Annotated in this window: 17 protein-coding genes; 11 read left to right on the top strand and 6 right to left on the bottom strand. The window is 54.1% G+C overall.

Features of this window, described 5'->3' with window-relative positions:
- Position 1: 1 nt before the first annotated feature.
- Entirely contained in the window at positions 2 to 2,122 is a 2,121-nt protein-coding gene (rlmKL, locus tag M495_RS08155) for a bifunctional 23S rRNA (guanine(2069)-N(7))-methyltransferase RlmK/23S rRNA (guanine(2445)-N(2))-methyltransferase RlmL (protein ID WP_104410963.1), read from the bottom strand.
- 103 nt (positions 2,123 to 2,225) lie between these two features.
- On the opposite strand from rlmKL, the gene M495_RS08150 reads away from it, so the two are divergent.
- On the top strand, positions 2,226 to 3,329 hold the full coding sequence (locus M495_RS08150) for a YcbX family protein (protein WP_020826162.1): 1,104 nt from the start codon (positions 2,226 to 2,228) through the stop codon (positions 3,327 to 3,329).
- A gap of 6 nt (positions 3,330 to 3,335) precedes the next feature.
- Here M495_RS08150 and M495_RS08145 read toward each other — a convergent pair whose 3' ends face one another.
- Both M495_RS08145 and pyrD read right to left on the bottom strand, forming a co-directional pair.
- Positions 3,336 to 3,884 (bottom strand): cell division protein ZapC, encoded by a 549-nt coding sequence (locus M495_RS08145; protein ID WP_020826161.1) that lies wholly within the window; start codon positions 3,882 to 3,884, stop codon positions 3,336 to 3,338.
- Between the two features lie 174 nt (positions 3,885 to 4,058).
- Positions 4,059 to 5,069 (bottom strand): quinone-dependent dihydroorotate dehydrogenase, encoded by a 1,011-nt coding sequence (gene pyrD, locus M495_RS08140; RefSeq protein ID WP_020826160.1) that lies wholly within the window; start codon positions 5,067 to 5,069, stop codon positions 4,059 to 4,061.
- A 259-nt stretch (positions 5,070 to 5,328) separates the two neighbouring features.
- Here pyrD and ssuE point away from each other — a divergent pair, with 259 nt between their 5' ends.
- From ssuE to ssuB, 5 genes are read left to right on the top strand one after another with little or no spacing between them, the layout of a single operon-like run.
- Positions 5,329 to 5,907, top strand: coding sequence for an NADPH-dependent FMN reductase (gene ssuE / locus M495_RS08135; RefSeq protein WP_020826159.1), 579 nt, complete (start codon positions 5,329 to 5,331; stop codon positions 5,905 to 5,907).
- Between the two features lie 26 nt (positions 5,908 to 5,933).
- Positions 5,934 to 6,899 carry a sulfonate ABC transporter substrate-binding protein gene (locus tag M495_RS08130; protein ID WP_020826158.1) on the top strand — a complete coding sequence of 322 codons (966 nt, stop codon included), beginning with the start codon at positions 5,934 to 5,936 and terminating at the stop codon, positions 6,897 to 6,899.
- 16 nt (positions 6,900 to 6,915) lie between these two features.
- Positions 6,916 to 8,064 carry an FMNH2-dependent alkanesulfonate monooxygenase gene (ssuD, locus tag M495_RS08125; protein ID WP_020826157.1) on the top strand — a complete coding sequence of 383 codons (1,149 nt, stop codon included), beginning with the start codon at positions 6,916 to 6,918 and terminating at the stop codon, positions 8,062 to 8,064.
- 11 nt (positions 8,065 to 8,075) lie between these two features.
- Positions 8,076 to 8,870, top strand: a complete 795-nt coding sequence (ssuC, locus tag M495_RS08120; RefSeq protein ID WP_020826156.1) for an aliphatic sulfonate ABC transporter permease SsuC — start codon at positions 8,076 to 8,078, stop codon at positions 8,868 to 8,870.
- Entirely contained in the window at positions 8,867 to 9,643 is a 777-nt protein-coding gene (gene ssuB, locus M495_RS08115; RefSeq protein ID WP_020826155.1) for an aliphatic sulfonates ABC transporter ATP-binding protein, read from the top strand. The genes ssuC and ssuB overlap by 4 nt, the downstream gene beginning before the upstream one ends.
- 31 nt (positions 9,644 to 9,674) lie before the next feature.
- Here ssuB and pepN read toward each other — a convergent pair whose 3' ends face one another.
- The gene (gene pepN / locus M495_RS08110) at positions 9,675 to 12,290 is read right to left on the bottom strand and encodes an aminopeptidase N (RefSeq protein WP_020826154.1); all 2,616 of its coding nucleotides are present in this window, start codon (positions 12,288 to 12,290) and stop codon (positions 9,675 to 9,677) included.
- Positions 12,291 to 12,737: 447 nt separating this feature from the next.
- Here pepN and M495_RS08105 point away from each other — a divergent pair, with 447 nt between their 5' ends.
- The 5 genes from M495_RS08105 to M495_RS08085 all read left to right on the top strand — a co-directional run bounded on the left by M495_RS08105 (position 12,738) and on the right by M495_RS08085 (position 20,390).
- Complete coding sequence (locus M495_RS08105; RefSeq protein WP_020826153.1) at positions 12,738 to 14,438, top strand: GGDEF domain-containing protein; 1,701 nt, start codon at positions 12,738 to 12,740, stop codon at positions 14,436 to 14,438.
- Positions 14,439 to 14,693: 255 nt separating this feature from the next.
- Positions 14,694 to 15,899, top strand: a complete 1,206-nt coding sequence (gene pncB, locus M495_RS08100) for a nicotinate phosphoribosyltransferase (protein ID WP_020826152.1) — start codon at positions 14,694 to 14,696, stop codon at positions 15,897 to 15,899.
- A 226-nt stretch (positions 15,900 to 16,125) separates the two neighbouring features.
- Positions 16,126 to 17,526 carry an asparagine--tRNA ligase gene (gene asnS, locus M495_RS08095; RefSeq protein WP_020826151.1) on the top strand — a complete coding sequence of 467 codons (1,401 nt, stop codon included), beginning with the start codon at positions 16,126 to 16,128 and terminating at the stop codon, positions 17,524 to 17,526.
- 303 nt (positions 17,527 to 17,829) lie between these two features.
- Complete coding sequence (gene ompC, locus M495_RS08090) at positions 17,830 to 18,954, top strand: porin OmpC (RefSeq protein WP_020826150.1); 1,125 nt, start codon at positions 17,830 to 17,832, stop codon at positions 18,952 to 18,954.
- Between the two features lie 245 nt (positions 18,955 to 19,199).
- Positions 19,200 to 20,390 carry an amino acid aminotransferase gene (locus M495_RS08085; protein ID WP_020826149.1) on the top strand — a complete coding sequence of 397 codons (1,191 nt, stop codon included), beginning with the start codon at positions 19,200 to 19,202 and terminating at the stop codon, positions 20,388 to 20,390.
- 70 nt (positions 20,391 to 20,460) lie between these two features.
- On the opposite strand, the gene M495_RS08080 is transcribed toward M495_RS08085, so the two are convergent.
- The gene (locus tag M495_RS08080) at positions 20,461 to 21,108 is read right to left on the bottom strand and encodes an MBL fold metallo-hydrolase (protein ID WP_020826148.1); all 648 of its coding nucleotides are present in this window, start codon (positions 21,106 to 21,108) and stop codon (positions 20,461 to 20,463) included.
- Positions 21,109 to 21,174: 66 nt separating this feature from the next.
- A complete protein-coding gene (locus tag M495_RS08075; RefSeq protein WP_020826147.1) occupies positions 21,175 to 21,723 on the bottom strand; it encodes a YcbK family protein in 549 nt (182 codons plus the stop codon).
- Positions 21,724 to 21,897: the final 174 nt, after the last annotated feature.

Genomic DNA, 21,897 nt, shown 5'->3' with positions numbered 1-21,897 from the left:
ATTATTTTCCTTCGCCGGCGTGGGTAACCAGCCAGCAGTTATGAATTTGACGGTTACGGGCAAAGTCCTGCGACTGCGTCTGGGCGGTAATTTCTTTCGCCTCCAGACCCAGGGCGCTCAGACCGGCCATATCCATCTGGAAACCGCGCTTGTTGTTCGAGAACATGATGGTCCCGTTACGACGCAGCAACCGTTTCAAATCTTGCATCAGCACCAGGTGATCGCGCTGAACGTCAAAAGTGTTCTCCATCCGCTTGGAGTTGGAGAAGGTCGGCGGATCGATAAAGATCACGTCGAATTGTTCGTCGGCATTTTGCAGCCATGACAGGCAATCCGCATGGATCAATCTGTGCTGTTTGCCGGTCAGGCCGTTAACGCGCAGGTTTTTCTCAGCCCATTCGAGATAGGTACGCGACATATCCACCGTGGTGGTACTGCGCGCACCACCCAATCCGGCGTGTACGCTGGCGGTGCCGGTATAGGCGAACAGGTTGAGGAAGTCTTTGCCCTTGCTCATCTCACCCAGCATGCGGCGAGCAATGCGGTGGTCGAGGAACAGGCCGGTATCGAGATAGTCAGTCAGGTTCACCCACAGCTTGGCGTTAAACTCTTCCACCAGCAGGAACTCGCCCTTCTGCGCCAGTTTTTCATACTGGTTTTTGCCTTTCTGACGCTCACGGGTTTTCAGGATCAGCTGATTGGACGGCAATTCCAGCACCGCCAGCGTGGCATTGATCACATCGAACAGACGTTGACGCGCTTTCTGCGCATCGATGGTTTTCGGCGGCGCATACTCTTGTACCACCACCTTGCTGCCGTAGCGGTCTACCGCCACGTTGTATTCCGGCAGGTCAGCATCATACAGGCGATAGCATTCAATGCCCTGCTGTTTGGCCCACTTGTCGAGCTTCTTCAGGTTCTTGCGCAGGCGGTTGGCAAAATCTTCCGCGACCTGAATACCGCCGGAGCCCTGTGGGTTTTCCGCCAGTTGGTAATTTTTCTGCACGCAGTCCAGCGGGCCATTTTTGGCCTTGAACTGGCGTTCGGCACGCAGCTGCAGGCAGCTCAGCAGTTCCGGCGATGCGCTGAACAATGACAACTGCCAGCCGCCGAATGCGCTCTTCATGATGCGGCCCAGCATATTGTGCAAGGCGATCAGCGCCGGTTCACTTTCCAGACGCTCGCCGTACGGCGGGTTGCACACTACGGTGCCCGTCGGGCCTTCCGGCAGTGGATTGGTCAGTTTGGCTACGTCGTTGACGTTAAAGGTAATCAGTTCGGCAACGCCTGCACGACGGGCATTGCCGCGCGCCATTTCAATCACCCGACGATCGATATCAGAACCGAAGAAACGTGAGGTGGTTTCTTGCAAGCCACGGCGTGCACGCACCTGTGCTTCGGTGATCACTTCGCGCCACAGATCGACGTTATGGCCATTCCAGGCGGTAAAGCCCCAATGTTGACGGTGCAGACCCGGAGCGCGATCGGAAGCTATCATCGCCGCCTCGATCAATAGCGTCCCCGAGCCACACATAGGATCGAGCATCGGAGTCCCCGGCTGCCAGCCGGAACGTTGCACAATCGCCGCCGCCAGGCTCTCTTTAAGCGGTGCCTGGCCGGTCAAATCACGGTAGCCACGTTGATGCAGGCCTTCACCGCTCAGATCGAGCGCTACGCTGGCCATATCGCGCTGCAGGAACACATTGACGCGAATATCCGGCTGCTGCTTCGCAACCGTCGGACGCTGGTCGAGTTTGCGAGTAAAGCTGTCGACGATGGCGTCCTTAACCTTCAACGCACCATATTGGCTGTTGCGGATCTCTTCGTTCACGCCACTGAAATGCACGGCGAAGGTTTTATCCACGCCGAAAATGTTGGTCCAGTCGATCGCCTGCACACCCAGATACAGATCCAGATCGCTGTGCACGCGGAATTCATTCAGCGGCAGCAAAATACGTGAGGCCAGACGGCTCCACAGCAAGCTTTGGTACAGAAGACGATCGTCACCCTGAAAATGTACCCCACCCTGCACTACTTTACAGGCGTGAGCGCCCAGCGCTTCCAGTTCGCTTTTTAACAGTTCTTCCAGTCCACGCGCCGTGCTGGCAAACAGAGAGTTCATATCGTACTTATCACCAAAAAGAAAATTGTTGCGCATTATAGCTAATCCAGACCGCTTGTCATAAAGTTGCTCCCTTCTATTTAATAATCGCACGGGGATAAGGGTGATTACGCTTTCGAAAATTTACGTTCATCCGGTGAAATCGCTTCGTGGTTTGCAGCTTTCGCACGCGCAGGCTTCCAGCAGTGGATTGGCTTTCGACCGTACCTTTATGATCACCGAACCGGATGGCACCTTTATTACCGCGCGCCAATATCCGCAAATGGTGATGTTCACCCCGGCTCTGCTGCCCGATGGGCTATTCCTGACCGCGCCGGACGGAGAAAGCGCCGCCATCCGCTTCAGCGATTTCGCCCCTGAGGCGCAACCGACCGAAGTTTGGGGCAATCATTTCACCGCCCTGATTGCGCCGGCAGCGATTAACAGCTGGCTGAGCGGTTATTTCCAGCGTGAAGTGCAGCTGCGTTGGCTTGGCCCCGAGCTGACCCGCCGCGTGAAAAAACACCCGGAAATCCCCCTTTCTTTCGCCGACGGCTATCCTTATTTGCTGATCAACGAAGCCTCATTCAACGATTTGCAGCAGCGTTGCCCCGGCAGCATCAAGCTTGAGCAGTTCCGCCCCAATCTGGTGGTCACCGGCGCGAATGCCTGGGCCGAGGATGGTTGGCAGGTGATCCGCGTCGGTGACGTGATGTTTGATCTGGTCAAACCCTGTAGCCGCTGCGTGTTGACCACCGTCAGCACCGAACGTGGGCGCAAGCACCCAAGCGGCGAACCCCTGAGCACTCTGCAGAAATTCCGCACGGCTGATAACGGTGATATCGATTTTGGCCAGAATATGGTGGCGCGCAGCAGCGGTATTATCCGCGTCGGCGATAGAGTAGAAGTGTTATCCACCAAGCCGCCACGCCCGTATGGCGCTGGAAAAGTGGTTGAGAGCGTGCAGGCACCGCAGGACAGTGAACATAGCGTCACTATCGAATACGCGGGAACGGTGTTTACCGGCAATAATCAGCAGATCTTACTGGAGCAGTTGGAACAGCAAGGGCTCCGCGTGCCTTATTCATGCCGTGCGGGAATTTGCGGAAGTTGTCGCATCACTTTGGTCAGTGGCGAAGTGGCGCCGCTGAAGAAAAGTGCGGTAGCCAACAATGGCACCATCCTTTGCTGCAGCTGTATTCCAAAAAGCGATTTGACGCTGGCGTAATCGCCGTTATACCGCCCTGTCGTAAGCCGGGGCGGAGGTTTCATCTTGCGCGCAGGGTTTAAGGCGATCGTGCATCACTTTGATGGCGTCACCCAGAACCATAGTGCGGCCAGCGACGGAGAGTTGGTTTTGCGCCAGCAGGCACAGGCTGGCGTTATCACCGGCTTCCACCACCAGCAGACGCGCTTCAACGCCGCTCTCCATCACCTTCACCGCCGCTAATTCGCCATTTTTCGGCTGCAACGGGTAATGCTGCTGCGAGAAATGCCAGCTTTTCGGCATCAGCGGTTTCAGGAAGCGATAGGCCACCAGGGCATTTAATACCAGTTCGGCGCGTTGTTCATGGCTGAGCTTTATCTGTTTGCACTGCTCTTCATAATTAAAATAAAGCGCCGCGTCATCCACACAGAAAGAACACTCATCAAAGGCATCCGGCGTTAACATTTTGGCAGGAAAACGCGAGCGGAAGATCATCCCATTGGCTAAATCCAGCATTAGCCGATCGTGTTCGGCGTCAAAATACCAACGCCAATTATCGTCAGGTTTTATCTTCATGTCTTATCCTTCTCGCTGCCCATGCCACGCCGTATTTACCCTAAAAGGTGATTTTATCACCACTCAAGTCGCTTAAACATCGGATAATTCCGCGAACGATATTTATGCTAGTGGACAAAATATAGACGAGCCGGGGAAGAAATAAACCCCCGGCTGAAAATGAAAGGAAAAATATTAGATGTAGTTAACGATATCTTTAATCAGGCGCGGACCTTTGAAGATAAATCCGGAATAAATTTGTACCAGCGAAGCACCGGCCGCCATTTTTTCCCGTGCGGCCATCAGGGAATCAATTCCGCCAACGCCGATAATCGGTAAACGCCCTTGCAGCTCTAGCGACAAACGACGGATCACTTCGGTGCTGCTCGCCTGCAGCGGACGACCACTCAGGCCCCCCATTTGCTCGCAATAATTCAGCCCCTGGATCAATTTACGATCCAGCGTGGTATTGGTCGCGATCACGCCATCAATATTATGGCGCACCAAACTATCGGCTATTTGGATCAATTCTTCTTCTGAAAGATCCGGCGCGATCTTTACCGCCACCGGCACATATTTGTGATGGCGCGCATGCAATTCCTGCTGCTTATTTTTAATGGCGGCCAAAAGATCGTCTAACGCTTCGCCGTACTGTAAGGATCGTAACCCCGGTGTATTGGGTGACGAAATGTTAATCGCGATATAACCGGCATACGGATAAACTTTATCCATACAGATCAGATAATCGTCTTTTCCTTGCTCGACCGGGGTATCTTTATTCTTACCGATATTAATCCCCAGAATACCGCCGAAATGGGATTTCTTAACGTTTTCAACCAGATTATCCACGCCCTGGTTATTAAAGCCCATTCGGTTGATCAGGCCTTCCGCTTCCACGATGCGGAACAGACGCGGTTTATCATTGCCCGACTGCGGGCGTGGCGTCACGGTGCCAACTTCGACAAAGCCAAAGCCCATGGCACCGAATGCGTCGATGCACTCGCCGTCTTTATCCAGGCCGGCGGCCAAACCCAAAGGATTTTTAAAAGAGAGCCCCATGCAGCTTACTGGCTTGGTCGGCACAGACTGGCGAATAACAAATTCTAACGGGGTGCCGGTGACGCGGCGGAGCTGATGAAAAGTCAATTCATGCGCACGCTCGGGATCGAGCTGGAACAACGCTTTTCTGATGAGGGGGTAGTACATGTACTCTCCTGATTTCCCGGTTGCAAACCGGGGGCGTATTATCCGGTATCCCTTGGCCAATTGGAATTGATTAAAAGCAAAAAAAGCGTTTTTAACGCAATCGTTTCCCCTTACGGGGAGCCAATGCCCCGCCAATCCGCATTTACGCATATCAAAATCAAAAAATGAGATTTAAGTAACCCGCCCCTTTGCTGATAGGTTTAAAACACTTCTCGACGATTTTTTAATTAAACCTAACTTTTAGTTATAAGGAGTGGTAATGCGCGTTATATCACTGTCCGGCAGCCCTCGCATCCCATCACGTTCAGCGGCCCTGCTTTCCTTGAGTAAAAATTGGTTGCAGCAGCAAGGTGTAGAAGTGATCTCCTACACCCTGCACGACTTTGATGCAGAAGACTTGCTGTACGCCAATTTCAATAGCCCGGCGATAAAAGCCTTTACCGAGCAACTGGCTTTGGCCGACGGCCTGTTGGTCTCTACGCCGGTGTATAAGGCCTCGTTTTCCGGTGCGCTGAAAACCCTGCTGGATCTGCTGCCGGAGCGAGCGCTTGACCATAAGGTGGTGTTACCCCTGGCCACCGGCGGTTCTATTGGTCATATGTTGGCAGTGGACTATGCCCTTAAGCCGGTGTTGGCGGCATTGAAAGCTCAGGAAGTGCTGCATGGGGTGTTCGCCGACGACAGCCAGGTGGTGTTGAGCGGTGAAGATATCACGCTGTCCGACGGGCTGGCATCGCGGTTGGAAGAAGCCCTGGAAAGCTTCTACCTGGCACTCGGTCGCCGTAAACCGCCCCAGGCAAAACTCTCCCCGTCTCTGTTTGCACGTCAAACCGCCTGACAGCACGCTCTATATAAGGAAAGAGAATGACGCGACTTTCATCACTTGGCCGTTGGCTTGGCACTGGCGCTTTGGCCGGCATCATCTCACTGGCGTGGATCAATTCCGCCAGCGCACAGGATCCGGCGCAGTTTCGTATTGGTTATCAAAAAGGATCGGTCAGTCTGGTATTGGCAAAATCCCACCGCCTGCTGGAACAGCGTTTCCCCACTACCAAAATCAGTTGGATCGAATTCCCCGCCGGCCCGCAGATGCTTGAGGCGTTGAACGTCGGCAGTATCGATCTGGGCAGCACCGGCGATATTCCGCCGATCTTTGCCCAGGCCGCCGGGGCGGATCTGCTGTATGTCGGCGTAGAGCCACCTAAACCCAAGGCGGAAGTGATCCTGGTGCCGGAAAATAGCCCGATCAAAACCGTCGCTGATTTGAAAGGCCACAAGGTCGCCTTCCAGAAAGGCTCCAGTTCCCACAACCTGCTGCTGCGTTCGCTGCAAAAAGCCGGACTGAAATTCACCGATATCCAACCGGTTTACCTGACGCCAGCAGATGCCCGCGCTGCATTCCAGCAGGGCAACGTCGATGCCTGGACCATCTGGGACCCGTACTATTCCGCAGCCTTGTTGCAGGGCGGCGTGCGGGTGCTGGGTGACGGCACCGATTTGAATCAAACCGGCTCCTTCTATCTGGCGGTGCGCACTTATACCGAAGCTAACGGGCCGTTTATTCAGCAGGTGCTCGATGAGTTGACCAAAGCGGATGCGCTGACTCAAAGCGACCGGGCGCAAAGCGTCACGCTGCTGGCGAACGCCATGGGGCTGCCGGAAAAAGTGATCTCGTCTTATTTGGATCACCGTCCACCGACCGCCATCAAACCGCTGGACGCACGCACCATTGCCGCCCAGCAGCAAACCGCCGATCTGTTTTACGCCAACCGTCTGGTGCCCGTGAAGGTTGATATCTCGCAACGCATCTGGCGCCCGAGCGCACAATAATTTTGGAGAATAGACGATGAGCCTGAACGTATTCTGGTTTTTACCAACCCATGGCGACGGCCACTATCTCGGCAGCACTGAAGGCGCGCGTAGCGTCGATTACGGCTATTTGCAGCAAATTGCCCAAGCGGCCGATCGGCTAGGGTTCGGCGGCGTGTTGATCCCCACCGGCCGTTCTTGTGAAGACTCCTGGCTCGTGGCCGCATCGTTAATTCCTGTTACTCAGCGGCTGAAGTTCCTGGTGGCTTTGCGCCCCGGGATAATTTCGCCCACCCTGGCGGCTCGCCAGGCGGCGACGCTGGATCGTCTTTCCAATGGTCGAGCGTTGTTCAACCTGGTTACCGGCGGCGATCCCGAGGAGCTGGCGGCGGAAGGGCTGCATCTGAATCACGAAGAACGTTACGAGGCTTCGGCAGAGTTCACCCACGTTTGGCGAAAGGTGCTGGAAGGGGAAACCGTCGATTTCGATGGTAAGCATATTCAGGTGAAGGGGGCAAAGCTGCTGTACCCGCCGGTGCAACAACCGCGTCCGCCGCTGTATTTCGGCGGATCCTCTGCCGCTGCGCAGGATCTGGCCGCCGAACAGGTTGAAATGTACCTCACATGGGGAGAACCCCCGGCGCAGGTGAAAGAAAAAATTGCCGAGGTCCGCGCCAAAGCGGCGGCTAAAGGTCGCAAGGTGCGCTTCGGTATTCGCCTGCACGTGATCGTGCGTGAAACTACCGAAGAAGCCTGGCGTGCAGCAGACCGACTGATTGCCAATCTGGATGAAAAAACCATCGCCGATGCACAAAAGGCATTTGCCCGCTTTGACTCTGTAGGGCAACGACGCATGGCAGCGCTGCACGGCGGCAAAAAAGACAATCTGGAGATCAGCCCCAATCTGTGGGCCGGGGTGGGCTTGGTCCGTGGCGGGGCCGGTACTGCCCTGGTCGGCGACGGCCCGACGGTGGCGGCGCGCATGCAGGAATATGCCGATCTGGGCATCGATACCTTTATCCTGTCCGGCTACCCGCATCTGGAAGAGGCCTATCGCGTCGGCGAACTGCTGTTCCCCCATCTTGACCTGGTGGAAAACCAAATCCCCACGCAGCGCAAACCGGTCAAGGCCCAGGGAGAAGTGGTGGCCAATATCTATATTCCGCAAAAAGCGTCGCAAAGCTGAGGAGCCCCCTTATGGCGAAGGGTACACAACGCATATTGCACCGGCTGGCCCCCTGGGCATTGCCGGTAGCGCTGGTGGTTATCTGGCAAATCTCCGTCGAGGCGGGTTGGCTGTCGAACCGTATTCTGCCGGCGCCGAGCGCGGTCGTCACCGCCTTCTGGACGCTAACCAAAAGCGGCGAGTTGTGGCAACACCTGACGATCAGCAGTTGGCGCGCACTGATCGGTTTTAGCATCGGCGGCAGCATTGGGCTGGTGCTGGGCTTTATCACCGGTTTGTCACGTTGGGGCGAGCGCCTGTTGGACAGCTCCGTGCAGATGATCCGCAACGTGCCGCATCTGGCGCTGATCCCGCTGGTGATCCTGTGGTTCGGTATCGATGAGTCCGCCAAGATTTTTCTGGTGGCGTTAGGCACGCTGTTCCCCATTTATTTGAATACCTATCACGGTATCAAGAATATCGATCACGGCCTGCTTGAAATGGCACGCAGCTACGGTCTGAGCGGTTTCCAGCTCTTTGCTCAGGTGGTTTTGCCGGGCGCTCTGCCGTCGATTATGGTCGGCGTGCGTTTCGCGTTGGGTTTTATGTGGCTGACGCTGATCGTGGCCGAAACCATTTCCGCCAATTCGGGTATCGGTTATCTGGCGATGAACGCACGTGAATTCTTGCAGACCGACGTGGTGGTGGTGGCGATTGTGCTTTATGCCCTGCTCGGCAAGCTGGCGGACGTCAGCGCACAGTTGCTGGAACGCGTCTGGTTGCGCTGGCACCCGGCCTATCAACTGAAACAAGGAGAAGCGCTATGACGACTCCCGCTCGAATTCCCCAAGGGACGCCGGTCACGCTGGAGTCCATTGCCAAGCGCTACGGTAACCGCACCGTGCTGGACAATATTCAATTGCGCATCAGCGCGGGTCAGTTTGTCGCCGTGGTCGGCCGCAGTGGCTGCGGTAAAAGCACGCTGCTGCGTCTGATGGCAGGACTGGAAAAAGCCACCAGCGGCGCCTTGCTGAGCGGGAATGCGCCCCTTGCCAGCGCCAGAGACGATACCCGCTTAATGTTTCAGGACGCCCGCCTGCTTCCGTGGAAAAAGGTGATCGACAATGTGGGCCTTGGCCTGCGCGGTAACTGGCGTGCCGATGCGTTGCAAGCACTGGAAGCCGTCGGGCTGGCCGACCGCGCCAACGAGTGGCCGGCGGCCTTGTCCGGAGGACAAAAACAGCGAGTGGCTCTGGCACGTGCGCTGATCCACCGTCCACGCCTGTTGCTGTTGGACGAACCTTTGGGGGCGCTCGACGCCTTGACGCGGATTGAAATGCAGGGATTGATTGAAGGGTTGTGGCAACAGCACGGTTTCACCGTATTGCTGGTGACGCATGACGTCAGTGAAGCCATTGCGTTGGCGGATCGCGTCATTTTGATTGAGGAAGGCCGTATCGGCCTGGATCTGACCGTCGACCTGCCGCGACCACGGCGCAAAGGGTCGGTCAAACTGGCAGAGCTGGAAGCCGAAGTGCTGGACAGAGTATTGTCTCCGCCCTCCCCCTTAAGCCAGGCCACACGCCGCGCAGCAAATTAAAAAAGGGACGGCATGCCGTCCCTTCTTAGACTTACGCGTCGAGCGCCTTGGTGATTTTCTCGAACAGGTCGCCGGACAAATTCTCCAGTCCTTTCAACTGTTCAAGCGCTTTGCGCATTAATGCCTGACGTGAAGCATCGTAGCGTTTCAAGCGGATCAAAGGTTCGATCAGGCGAGCAGCAATCTGCGGGTTGCGTTGGTTCAAATCGCTGAGGATTTCCACCAGGAACTGATAGCCACTGCCGTCCGCCGCATGGAACGCCGCCGGGTTGGCAGAAGCAAAGCCCCCAATCAATGAGCGTGTGCGGTTTGGATTGCTCAGGCTGAATGAACGGTGTTTCAGCAACCCACGCACTTTGGTCAGCACGTCCGCCGCCGGGCTGGTCGCCTGCAGCACAAACCACTTGTCCATCACCAGACCATCCTGGTGCCAGCGTTCGTCAAAGGCCGCCAACAGCGCGTCGCGGCAAGGCAATTGCGCCGCCACCGCAGCGGCCAGAGCCGCCAGCGAATCGGTCATATTATCCGCCTGGCGATACTGCTCCGTCACCAATCGGTCGGCCAGCGCTTCATCGCCAAAGGCCAGGTAACCCAGGCACACGTTGCGCAGCGCACGTTTCGCGATGTCAGCATGTTCAACCCGGTAGCCGTCGGTCTTGTTAGCGTGATAAACCGCCAGCCACTCATCGGCCATTTCCTTCGCCAGACAGCGGACGATCGCTTCGTGCACCACGGCTATCGCTTCAGGATCGATAGTGGCAAACAGCTCGGCAATTTCACTTTCTGAAGGCAACGTCAGGATCTGTGCAGCCAACGCCGGATCCAACTTCTCGTCCAACAATACGGCGCGGAACGCATCAACAACGTGCAGCGGCAGCGACAACGGCTGCTGCTGCTGATGTTTGGCCACGTTCAGTTTGATGTAGGTCGCCAGCAGGCTCTGTGCCGCATCCCAACGGGCAAACTCATTGCGAGCATGCTGCATCAGGAAGGTCAGTTGCTGATCGCTGTACGGATAATCCAGTTTAACCGGTGCAGAGAACTCACGTAGCAGGGACGGTACCGGCTTGTGCGACACGCCATCAAACACGAAGGTCTGTTCCGCTTCGGTGACGTTAAGCACGTTATTGATCGGCGAGCCGTTTCTCTGCAGGGCAATCACGTTACCTTGTGCATCGTACAGTTCAATATCCAGCGGGATGTGCAGCGGCAGTTTTTCCGGCTGATCGGCGGTCGGCGCGGTTTTCTGGCTGACGTGCAGACGGTACTGGTGGTGCTCGGCGTCGTATTCGTCACGAACCGTCAGTAACGGCGTACCAGACTGGCTGTACCAGCGGCGGAACAGCGACAGGTCAACGTTGGACGCATCTTCCATCGCCTGAACGAAATCGTCACAGGTCGCCGCACTGCCATCATGACGCTCGAAATACAGCTGAATCCCCTTCTGGAACTGTTCTTCTCCCAGCAGCGTATGCATCATGCGGATCACTTCAGAACCTTTCTCGTACACCGTCAGGGTGTAGAAGTTGTTCATTTCGATCACTTTGTCCGGACGAATAGCATGCGCCATTGGGCTGGCATCTTCGGCGAACTGCGCACCGCGCATAACGCGCACGTTATCGATACGGTTGACCGGACGCGAGCCCAAATCGGAGCTGAACTCCTGATCGCGGAATACCGTCAGCCCTTCCTTCAGGCTGAGCTGGAACCAGTCACGACAGGTCACGCGGTTGCCGGTCCAGTTGTGGAAATATTCGTGGCCGATCACCGCCTCGATATTCAGGTAATCCTTGTCGGTGGCGGTTTCGGCTTTCGCCAGCACGTATTTGGAGTTAAAAATATTTAACCCTTTGTTCTCCATCGCGCCCATGTTGAAGAAGTCGACCGCGACGATCATATAAATGTCGAGATCGTACTCCAGGCCAAAACGGGTTTCGTCCCATTTCATCGAGTTCTTCAGGGAGGTCATTGCCCAATCGGCGCGATCCAGGTTGCCGCGGTCAACGAACAGCTCCAGCGCCACTTCGCGACCGGAACGAGTGGTAAAGCTGTCGCGCAGCACGTCGAAATCACCGGCCACCAGCGCAAACAGATAACAGGGTTTTGGGAAAGGATCTTGCCACTGCACCCAGTGACGCCCATCTTCCAGTTCGCCCTGCCCCACGCGGTTGCCGTTTGACAGCAGGAACGGGTAACGCGCCTTGTCGGCCACGATGCGAGTGGTAAACCGCGCCAGCACATCCGGGCGGTCGAGATAATAAGTAATGTGGCGGAAGCCTTCAGCTTCACATTGGGTACACAGCGCTTCGCCAGACAGATACAGCCCTTCCAGCGCGGTGTTTTTGGCCGGGTGGATATCATTGACAATAGTCATGGTAAATTGTGCTGGCAATTGCTCGATAACCAGTTTGTTATCCTGCAACTGATAGGCTGTCCACGGCTGACCGTCGATCTCAATACTCACCAGCGTCAGGTCTTCACCGTTCAGCACCAGCGCCGCATCGGCAGTGCCCTGGCGTTTGATTTTGCTGACGGCAGTGACGCGAGTGCTCTCTGCATCCAACTCAAAATTCAGGTCAATATCAGTGATGGTGTAATCTGGCGCGCGATAATCGTGGCGATACTTCGCCTGTGGCTGTTGTGTCATAAAAACCCTTTGACGTCTCAGTGAGTTACAGGTTCCAGGCTTTCATCATTCGCCTATTTCGCCGTCGGAAAAGAGCAGAAATTTCGATGAGCCTGATTGTAAATAAACTGTATCACAGCTACAAAAAAAACCCAGAGAGACCAGGCCACAGGAGCGGAGAAATCGGAGGTGGATCGTAATCCTGTCGAAGAATTGCCCACGCCATCAGGCTCCTTCACCTGATGCGGCATCAAAATCAGCATTAAATGCTAAAGATACCCTGCGAGGCTGCACGTTTTCCAGATGAGAACATCGGCGTCAAAAGTGCGAACTTACCCTATCTCACGGGGCAGCCTTCCCTGCTCAACGGCACTTTGCAGGCAATCTTCCCCTATTGGGTATAGCCAAGACAGGCCGGGAGACTCAGTGATATAATTAGCGGATCGGGCTCAAGGACGCGTAGTGCATATGAAAGTAAAATATCTGATCTATTTTTTTACCTTTGCCCTGATGTCCTCATTTGCCCTGTTTATTTCCGATGAGTTGTCGGAAGCCGACACCGAGTATCGCGACAACCAACTCAATCTATACAAAATTACCCGAGCCAAAGAGATTTCAGAGGCTTTTCAGGCCACACTATTGGCACATCGCCTTAAACGTTTGAGCCTGATCGACCCACGAATCACCCCACATCAGTGGCAAGACGCGGATCGCGTAGCACGGGAGAAAATCGCCCACTTCCGACCGCACATCGACAGCGAAATCTCGCAACGGCTCGGCATCAGGCAAAAAATTGCCGCGCTTTCCATGCTCAGTCTGATGGAACAATTGCTCAATAATGACAACCTGCAGCTTTCCCAGGTGACCGAAGCCAATGCCAATCTGTTCAATATCAATAGCGCTTACTATATTTCCCAGGCCAGTAAAAGTTACTACCGCTATAGCTACGATAACCGCATGGTCGATGCCGATTCATTTATGTTTCTTGAGGCAGTGCGATTAAATAACCGGCTGAACATGTCGGTGACCGAACTCATCGATCAGATTATTGACGTCAATACCAATCGACTGGCGCGCAAAGACGCTTATCTGAAAGCAATTCAGCTCACCGGCGTATTGAATGCGTTGAGTACTCGGCTGATTTTTATGAAACTTACCTATAACGACGTGAAAACTACTGCACTGGTGAATGAGATCCTGGGGCAGCTGTCAGCTCAGCAGATCAAGATCATTACCGAAGGATTATATACCGCCGTAAACACGCATACCGCCTACCCTACAGACGCTATTTATCCCTATGTTAAAAACCTGAGTGAGCTCTCACAACGGCTCTATCAGCGCAGTTTCGAAATGGAGACCGCCGCCTCGCAGAGCAAGATTTATGACAGCCAAACCGCCATTGACGGCATGATTTCGCTGGCGGGTCTGATTGCGCTATTTATCTTCCTGCCTACGCTGGTTTACTGTTCAAATATCAGCCGCTGGCTGACGAAAACGCATAATAATATTTTGCGCTTGTCCCACGGCGATATGAATATCGCTCGCAACGAAGTGTTCTACGGCCAGGAGTTGATAGCCATCAGCGACGCTATCAAACAGCTTAAACAGTACCAGTTGGAAAAGGTAACGCTGGAAAATGAGAAACACCTGCTGATTAAAGAGCTGGAAGCCTCCTCCTATCTCGATCCTCTCACCAATATCTATAACCGGCGCAAATTCTTCCTGGAGTGCGAATCGCTGGCTGCCGGCAGCTACCCACTCGCTTTTTGTCTGATCGACATTGATAATTTCAAAAGCCTCAATGATACCTACGGCCATCACGTAGGCGACCTGGTGCTGGTGGCATTTGGCAAGCTGCTGCAAAGCACCTTCCGCTCCAGCGACATTTTCTGTCGCTACGGTGGTGAAGAATTTGCTGTGATCCTCGGTAACTGTACGCTGGAAAATGCGCAGGAAGTGATGTCCAAGCTACGCGAGCGTACGCACCAGTTCAGCCTGACACTAACCGATGGGCAAAACGTCCGCTTCACCACCAGTTGTGGCATTGCCCAGGTCCGCGATATCCGCTTGTTGCCGGCAGCAATCAAACAGGCAGATGAAGCGCTTTATTTTTGCAAGAAAAACGGCAAAGACCAGATAGGCATTCATACCCAGAACGGTTTTATCTGAATTGTTGTTTAAAATAATTAACATTATAATTTTTATGACTAATTAGGCTAAGTCATTCACCTTACAGACTTATCTGACTTTTCTGTCGGCATCCTGATGGCAAGCAGAGATAAAGGCACGTTTAATCCTCGACCGGCTCCGATGAATTGTGGTGTGATGCAGCTTCAATAACAGGATAATCCGGGTATACTCCCCCCACTTTTTTATGATTATCCGGATTTGGACACGCGCCTGACGAGGATGCAGTAACGCGATATGACTCAATACGCCTCCCCGATTTTGACATCACTGCTTGATACTGATGCTTATAAGCTTCATATGCAGCAAGCAGTGTTCCATCGCTATCCTGCTATCAGCGTGGCGGCGGAATTCCGCTGCCGCGGTGACGAGCTGCTTGGCGAATATGCCGACGAGATCCGTGCCCAGATCGCACTGATGAGCCAACTGGCGCTAACAGACGCTGAGTTCAACTATCTCTCCGGGTTGCCTTTCTTCCGCGAGGATTACCTGAACTGGCTGCGCGAGTTTCGCTACGATCCGCAACAGGTTCAGATCGAAGATCATGCGGGCAAGTTGCACATCCGCATTGCCGGTCCCTGGCGTGAAGTGATCATGTGGGAAGTCCCACTGCTGGCAGTGATCAGTGAGGTGGTGCACCGTCACCGCTCCCCGGAAGTCACGCCTGAGATGGCCGTCGCTCATCTGCGCAGCAAACTCGAGCATTTTAAAGCCATGAGCGCTGACGTGGACATTTCTCGCTTCAAACTGATGGACTTCGGCACCCGCCGTCGTTTCTCGCAGAGTGTGCAGCAGGCGATTGTCAGCACCTTGAAAGACGAATTTCCTTATCTGGTCGGCACCAGCAACTACGATCTGGCCCACCAGCTTGCTCTGGCGCCCGTGGGTACTCAGGCTCATGAATGGTTCCAGGCGCACCAGCAAATCAGCCCGGTGTTGGCCAACAGTCAACGTGCAGCTTTGCAAGCCTGGCTGGATGAATATCCGGACCAGCTCGGCATCGCGCTGACCGACTGCATCACCATGGACGCCTTCCTGCGTGATTTCGGTCCGCAGTTCGCCCAGCGTTATCAGGGCCTGCGCCATGATTCGGGGGATCCGTTCGAATGGGGCGAGAAAGCCATTGCGCATTATCAGAAGCTGGGCATCGACCCGATGAGCAAAACGCTGGTGTTCTCCGACAATCTGGATCTGGACAAGGCGATGGCGCTGTATCGCCGTTTCTACCAACGCGTCAATCTGGTGTTCGGCATAGGTACGCGTCTGACCTGCGATATCCCGGGGGTTAAACCGCTGAACATCGTGATCAAGCTGGTCGAATGCAAAGGCAAGCCGGTGGCTAAACTGTCCGACAGCCCGGGCAAGACCATCTGCCAGGATCAGGCCTTTGTGAAAGCGTTACGCAAGGCCTTCGATTTACCGCTGGTGAAGAAAGCCAGCTAAGCCACACCGCCCTGCCAACGCGAAAAAGCCGGCTGAAGACCTCACGCCGGCTTTTTTCTTCTTTATAAGAGACTTCGCCGTGCTCCCTTTTCGCCCAGAGCCAAGAAATGTTGCACCAATCCGGCGATTTCTGCTTGTGCTCTGCACCGCGGCAAGTAACATAGCAACATCCCCATATTCTTGGGTTGTAAGCTATTTCTAAACCAAATTATTAAGAGAGAAATCTATGAGCGTAGTGCCTGTAGTCGACGTACTGCAAGGCCGTGCTGCGGTTGACAGTGAAGTCACCGTGCGCGGTTGGGTGCGTACCCGGAGAGATTCTAAAGCTGGTATCTCCTTCCTGGCCGTCTATGACGGTTCCTGCTTTGATCCGTTACAGGCCGTCGTTAATAATTCTCTGCCGAATTATCAGGATGAAGTGTTGCATCTGACCACCGGCTGTTCGATTGAAGTGACCGGCAAAGTGGTCGCCTCTCCAGGCGAAGGTCAGAGTTTCGAACTGCAGGCGACTGAGATTAAAGTGGTCGGTTGGGTTGACGATCCGGACACGTACCCGATGGCGGCCAAACGCCACAGCATCGAATACCTGCGCGAAGTGGCGCACCTGCGCCCACGTACCAACCTGATCGGTGCCGTTGCCCGTGTTCGCCATACCCTGGCGCAGGCTATTCACCGCTTCTATCACGAGAATGGTTTCTTCTGGGTTTCCACCCCGCTGATCACCGCTTCCGATACCGAAGGCGCTGGCGAAATGTTCCGCGTTTCCACGCTGGATCTGGAAAACCTGCCGCGCACCGATAAAGGCGCTGTCGATTTCAGTCAGGACTTTTTCGGTAAAGAAGCGTTCCTGACCGTTTCCGGCCAGTTGAACGGCGAAACCTATGCCTGTGCGTTGTCGAAAATTTACACCTTCGGCCCGACTTTCCGCGCCGAAAACTCCAACACCAGCCGTCACCTGGCCGAGTTTTGGATGATCGAACCGGAAGTCGCCTTTGCTGACCTCGAGGATATCGCGGAACTGGCAGAGAAAATGCTGAAGTATGTGTTCCAGGCCGTCTTGAACGAGCGTATGGATGACATGCAGTTCTTCGCAGAACGCGTAGACAAAGATGCGATTGACCGCCTGAAGCGTTTTGTTTCTTCCGACTTCGCTCAGGTTGATTACACCGAAGCGGTGGAAATTCTGATCGCCTCTGGCCAGACTTTCGAGAACCCGGTTTCCTGGGGTATCGATCTGTCTTCCGAGCATGAGCGTTATCTGGCCGAGAAACACTTCAAAGCGCCGGTGGTGGTGAAAAACTACCCGAAAGACATCAAAGCTTTCTATATGCGTATGAACGACGACGGCAAAACCGTTGCGGCGATGGACGTGTTGGCTCCGGGCATCGGCGAGATCATCGGCGGTGCTCAGCGTGAAGAACGTCTGGACGTGCTGGATCAGCGTCTGGATGCCATGGGCCTGAATAAAGAAGATTATTGGTGGTATCGTGACCTGCGTCGTTACGGCACCGTGCCACACGCCGGCTTCGGTTTAGGTTTTGAGCGTTTAATCGCCTATGTCACCGGTGTGCAAAACGTGCGCGACGTAATTCCGTTCCCTCGCACACCACGTAATGCAACCTTTTAATTAATCAGATAATACATTTTCTAATTAATTTAGTTACAAAACCAAGGCCAGCTTAGCTGGCCTTTCGCATTTTTTAATATTGACCTGCGTCACAAAGTTCCCTCAAAATTACATTTTGTTACAAATACTTTCTTTTTGAAACCTCATTGGGACATTGGTAGCATTTTCGTTCTAGATTAACCCGCCCGTGAATGGAACACTGCGTGCAGACACAGGACGACACCAATCTATCAACAATAGTTCCAAAAGAATTATTGGCGGCAGTGGCAAAGGTGTCCGAATAACACCAATGAGGGTAATATAATGATGAAGCGCAATATTCTTGCAGTGGTAATCCCAGCTCTGTTAGCCGCTGGTGCAGCTAACGCTGCTGAAATCTACAACAAAGACGGCAACAAACTGGATCTGTACGGTAAAGTTGACGGTCTGCACTACTTCTCAGACGACAAAGGCAATGATGGCGATCAGTCCTATGTTCGTTTCGGCTTCAAAGGTGAAACCCAGATTACTGACCAACTGACCGGTTACGGCCAGTGGGAATACAACGTTCAGGCTAACCACTCTGAATCTCAAGGCACCGAAGGCACCAAGACTCGTCTGGGCTTCGCTGGTCTGAAATTTGCTGACTACGGTTCATTCGACTACGGCCGTAACTACGGCGTACTGTACGACGTAGAAGGCTGGACAGATATGCTGCCAGAGTTCGGTGGCGATACTTACACCATTACCGACAACTACATGACTGGCCGTACCAACGGCGTTGCTACTTACCGTAACAACAACTTCTTCGGTCTGGTTGACGGTCTGAACTTCGCTGTTCAGTACCAAGGTAAAAACCAGAACGATGACCGTGACATCAAGAAACAAAACGGCGACGGCTGGGGCCTGTCTTCTACTTATGACATCGGCGAAGGCATCAGCGTAGGTGCAGCATACGCTTCTTCCAACCGTACCGATGATCAAAAACTGCGTTCTAACGAACGTGGCGACAAAGCTGATGCATGGACCGTTGGCGCGAAATACGACGCTAACAACGTTTACCTGGCAGCTATGTACGCAGAAACTCGTAACATGACTCCATTCGGCGGCGGCAACTTCAGCTCAACCTGTAATGCTTCTACCGATTGCGGCGGCTTCGCCAGCAAAACTCAGAACTTCGAAGTGACTGCACAGTACCAGTTCGACTTCGGTCTGCGTCCAGAAGTGTCTTACCTGCAGTCTAAAGGTAAGAACCTGAACGTCCCTGGCGCAGGTACTGACCAGGATCTGGTTAAATATGTTTCTGTTGGTACCACTTACTACTTCAACAAAAACATGTCTACCTACGTTGATTACAAAATCAACCTGCTGGACGACAACGAGTTCACTAAAGCCACTGGCACCGCTACCGATGATATCGTAGGTGTTGGTCTGGTTTACCAGTTCTAAGTTGTCTCACTTAACGGCGGTTCACCGTCGGCTAAGTTAAAAAACAGGGCTTCGGCCCTGTTTTTGTTTTTGCGCTACGCGTAAATTTTTATCCTGCCAATGTCCCCTTCTTCCTCATTTTTTATGCTGAATCTGCGCCCTTCACAAGATCGCTGTGTTTTTCTCGCAAACGGTTGGCAAAGCGCATAACTGGCGCTACCCTGATGCTTCTGTCTGCTTAACTCCGAGCCATGGAAGCACCTGACATGTTTGAAAAAATCACTGCTGCACCTGCCGATCCGATTCTGGGTCTGACCGACATTTTCCGCGCCGACGCGCGCCCGAACAAAATCAATTTGGGCATTGGCGTCTACAAAGACGAAACCGGCAAAACGCCGGTGCTGACCAGCGTGAAAAAAGCTGAGCAGTATCTGCTGGAAAATGAAGCCACCAAAAACTATCTCGGCATTGAGGGCATCCCCGCTTTCGCCAACTGCACGCAAGAGCTGCTGTTCGGCAAACAAAGCCCAATCATTGCCGACAAGCGTGCGCGCACCGCGCAAACGCCTGGTGGCACCGGCGGCCTGCGTGTGGCAGCTGACTTCATCGCCAACCAGACCAGCGCTAAACGCATCTGGATCAGCAACCCAAGCTGGCCGAACCATAAAAATGTGTTTGGCGCCGTCGGCCTGGAAGTGCTGGAATATGCCTACTACGATGCGGCCAATCATGCGCTGGACTTCGATGGCCTGCTGAACAGCCTGAAACAGGCTCAGGTAGGCGATGTGGTCCTGTTCCATGGTTGCTGCCATAACCCAACCGGCATTGACCCTACGCCTGAGCAGTGGGCTCAGTTAGCCGAGCTGTCTGTGGCTAACGGCTGGCTGCCGCTGTTCGACTTTGCTTATCAGGGCTTCGCGAAAGGTCTGGAAGAAGATGCGCAGGGCCTGCGTATTTTCGCCGCCAAGCATCAGGAACTGATCGTAGCCAGCTCGTACTCGAAGAATTTCGGCCTATACAACGAACGCGTCGGCGCCTGTACTCTGGTGGCTGCAGATGCGGATACCGCTGACCGCGCCTTCAGCCAGGTGAAAGCCGCCATTCGCGCCAACTACTCCAACCCGCCGTCCCACGGTGCTGCGGTGGTTGCGACCATCCTGGGTGATGATGCGCTGCGCGCCCTGTGGGAGCAGGAGCTGACCGATATGCGTCAACGTATTCACCGCATGCGTCAGCTGTTCGTGAATACTCTGCAGGAGAAAGGCGCAGAGCAGGACTTCAGCTTTATCATTAATCAGAACGGCATGTTCTCGTTCAGCGGATTGACCAAAGAACAGGTGCTGCGCCTGCGTGACGAATTTGGCGTTTACGCCGTTAACTCCGGCCGGGTTAACGTCGCCGGCATGACGCCAGACAATATGGCGCCTCTGTGTGAAGCCATCGTCGCCGTGCTGTAAAGGTTACGGTTTCAAATAAGCAAAAGGGGCGCTAAATGCGCCCCTTAGTTATTTCTGCCGGGAAATAACCTTACCAGATGGCCGGTTCTTCTCGCAGGAACGGATTGGTTTCACGCTCCTGACCGAAGGTAGATATCGGTCCGTGCCCCGGGATAAACGCCATGTCATCCCCCTGTGGCAGGAGCTTGGTGCGGATCGAGTTGATTAATGCCTGGTGATCGCCGCGTGGGAAGTCGCTGCGACCCACGCCACCGTTAAACAATACGTCACCCACCAGCGCCAACCGCGCCTGCTCATTAATAAACACAATATGACCAGGAGTATGACCCGGGCAATGCAGCACCTTGAGCGTCATTTCACCCACCTGCACGCTGTCCCCTTCTTCCAGCCAGCGAGTTGGCGTCAGAGGCGCACACTCTTCCAGACCAAACATCCGGCTCTGTGCAGGCAGACCATCCAACCAGAAAGCGTCTTCCTTGTCCGGACCGTAGATCGGTACCTGATAGTGTTCCGCCAGCTCAGCCGCTGCCCCTACGTGATCGAGATGGCCGTGCGTCAACAGGATCTGCGTGACCGTCACGCCCTGCCTGGCAATTTCGGTCTTTAATTTTTCCGCTTCGCCGCCGGGATCGACCAACGCCGCCTGTTGAGTACTCTCACACCAGATCAGGCTGCAATTCTGACTAAAAGCGGTAACGGGAATAATTTGGTATTTCATAAGGCTCCAACGACAACAGCGCCATACCCTGATGGGCTGGCGCTACTCACTTATGGTGCACAGCGATTACCAGGTCCGCACCGGGCCGGTATCGATGTGTACAAAGTTGCTACGTGGGTAATATCCTACACCACCGGCGCTCATTTTTAACGCCGCTTTGCGGATATTGCTCAACTGGATGCCTTCGATATGGAAGTCCATCGCCTGGCCCTTGGTATGATAGCTGTGCTTGGCCACACCGCGGCTGCGCTCACGCAGCTCATTGTTGGTATCCAGGGAACGATAACCTGAAACCAGCTGTACCGGTTTGTTGGTGCCCAACAGACCCTGCAGGCGATAGAGGTGATCAAATAGACGAGGATCGATCGACTTGACTTTATTGGCTCGATAATCACGGAAGAGATGATTAAGACGAACTAATTCGTCTTTATTATATCCCTTGCCGTCGAAGAATTCGGCTTTCAAGGATTCGCCCGTATGCATATTATTAACGACAAGAATACGCGGGCGCGAAGTAGAAAGACTGGCAAAGGCTTGCCCAGGGAGCAGCGCTATGCCCACAGCGGCGCTACCTAACGCCAGCCACTTACGGCGATGATGATCAATTTTGTCCATGTTTCTGTTAAACCCGGCAAGAATATCAAAATATATGCACAAAACAGCGCACTGCCTGAACCATAACCGCCCACACTGATTGAGTCAACCCGTGATATCCCGCGGTTTGCAGGCACTCACGGAATGAGTGCCTGCACCATGGCCCGATATTCTGACCGTTATTTATTTATAATT

It is taken from the genome of Serratia liquefaciens ATCC 27592, from assembly GCF_000422085.1.
Taxonomy (GTDB): domain Bacteria; phylum Pseudomonadota; class Gammaproteobacteria; order Enterobacterales; family Enterobacteriaceae; genus Serratia; species Serratia liquefaciens.
Note: the sequence above shows the minus strand (reverse complement) of the source record. Positions and strands in the feature narration are given on the sequence as shown.

What these genes read in the sequence shown, in the direction of transcription:
- pepN (WP_020826154.1), bottom strand. Translation starts at nt 12,290, where the DNA reads ATGACACAACAGCCACAGGCGAAGTATCGCCACGATTATCGCGCGCCA.
- rlmKL (WP_104410963.1), bottom strand. Translation starts at nt 2,122, where the DNA reads ATGAACTCTCTGTTTGCCAGCACGGCGCGTGGACTGGAAGAACTGTTA.
- M495_RS08105 (WP_020826153.1), top strand. Translation starts at nt 12,738, where the DNA reads ATGAAAGTAAAATATCTGATCTATTTTTTTACCTTTGCCCTGATGTCC.
- pncB (WP_020826152.1), top strand. Translation starts at nt 14,694, where the DNA reads ATGACTCAATACGCCTCCCCGATTTTGACATCACTGCTTGATACTGAT.
- M495_RS08085 (WP_020826149.1), top strand. Translation starts at nt 19,200, where the DNA reads ATGTTTGAAAAAATCACTGCTGCACCTGCCGATCCGATTCTGGGTCTG.
- ompC (WP_020826150.1), top strand. Translation starts at nt 17,830, where the DNA reads ATGATGAAGCGCAATATTCTTGCAGTGGTAATCCCAGCTCTGTTAGCC.
- M495_RS08130 (WP_020826158.1), top strand. Translation starts at nt 5,934, where the DNA reads ATGACGCGACTTTCATCACTTGGCCGTTGGCTTGGCACTGGCGCTTTG.
- M495_RS08145 (WP_020826161.1), bottom strand. Translation starts at nt 3,884, where the DNA reads ATGAAGATAAAACCTGACGATAATTGGCGTTGGTATTTTGACGCCGAA.
- ssuE (WP_020826159.1), top strand. Translation starts at nt 5,329, where the DNA reads ATGCGCGTTATATCACTGTCCGGCAGCCCTCGCATCCCATCACGTTCA.
- ssuB (WP_020826155.1), top strand. Translation starts at nt 8,867, where the DNA reads ATGACGACTCCCGCTCGAATTCCCCAAGGGACGCCGGTCACGCTGGAG.
- asnS (WP_020826151.1), top strand. Translation starts at nt 16,126, where the DNA reads ATGAGCGTAGTGCCTGTAGTCGACGTACTGCAAGGCCGTGCTGCGGTT.
- pyrD (WP_020826160.1), bottom strand. Translation starts at nt 5,069, where the DNA reads ATGTACTACCCCCTCATCAGAAAAGCGTTGTTCCAGCTCGATCCCGAG.
- ssuD (WP_020826157.1), top strand. Translation starts at nt 6,916, where the DNA reads ATGAGCCTGAACGTATTCTGGTTTTTACCAACCCATGGCGACGGCCAC.
- M495_RS08080 (WP_020826148.1), bottom strand. Translation starts at nt 21,108, where the DNA reads ATGAAATACCAAATTATTCCCGTTACCGCTTTTAGTCAGAATTGCAGC.
- M495_RS08075 (WP_020826147.1), bottom strand. Translation starts at nt 21,723, where the DNA reads ATGGACAAAATTGATCATCATCGCCGTAAGTGGCTGGCGTTAGGTAGC.
- ssuC (WP_020826156.1), top strand. Translation starts at nt 8,076, where the DNA reads ATGGCGAAGGGTACACAACGCATATTGCACCGGCTGGCCCCCTGGGCA.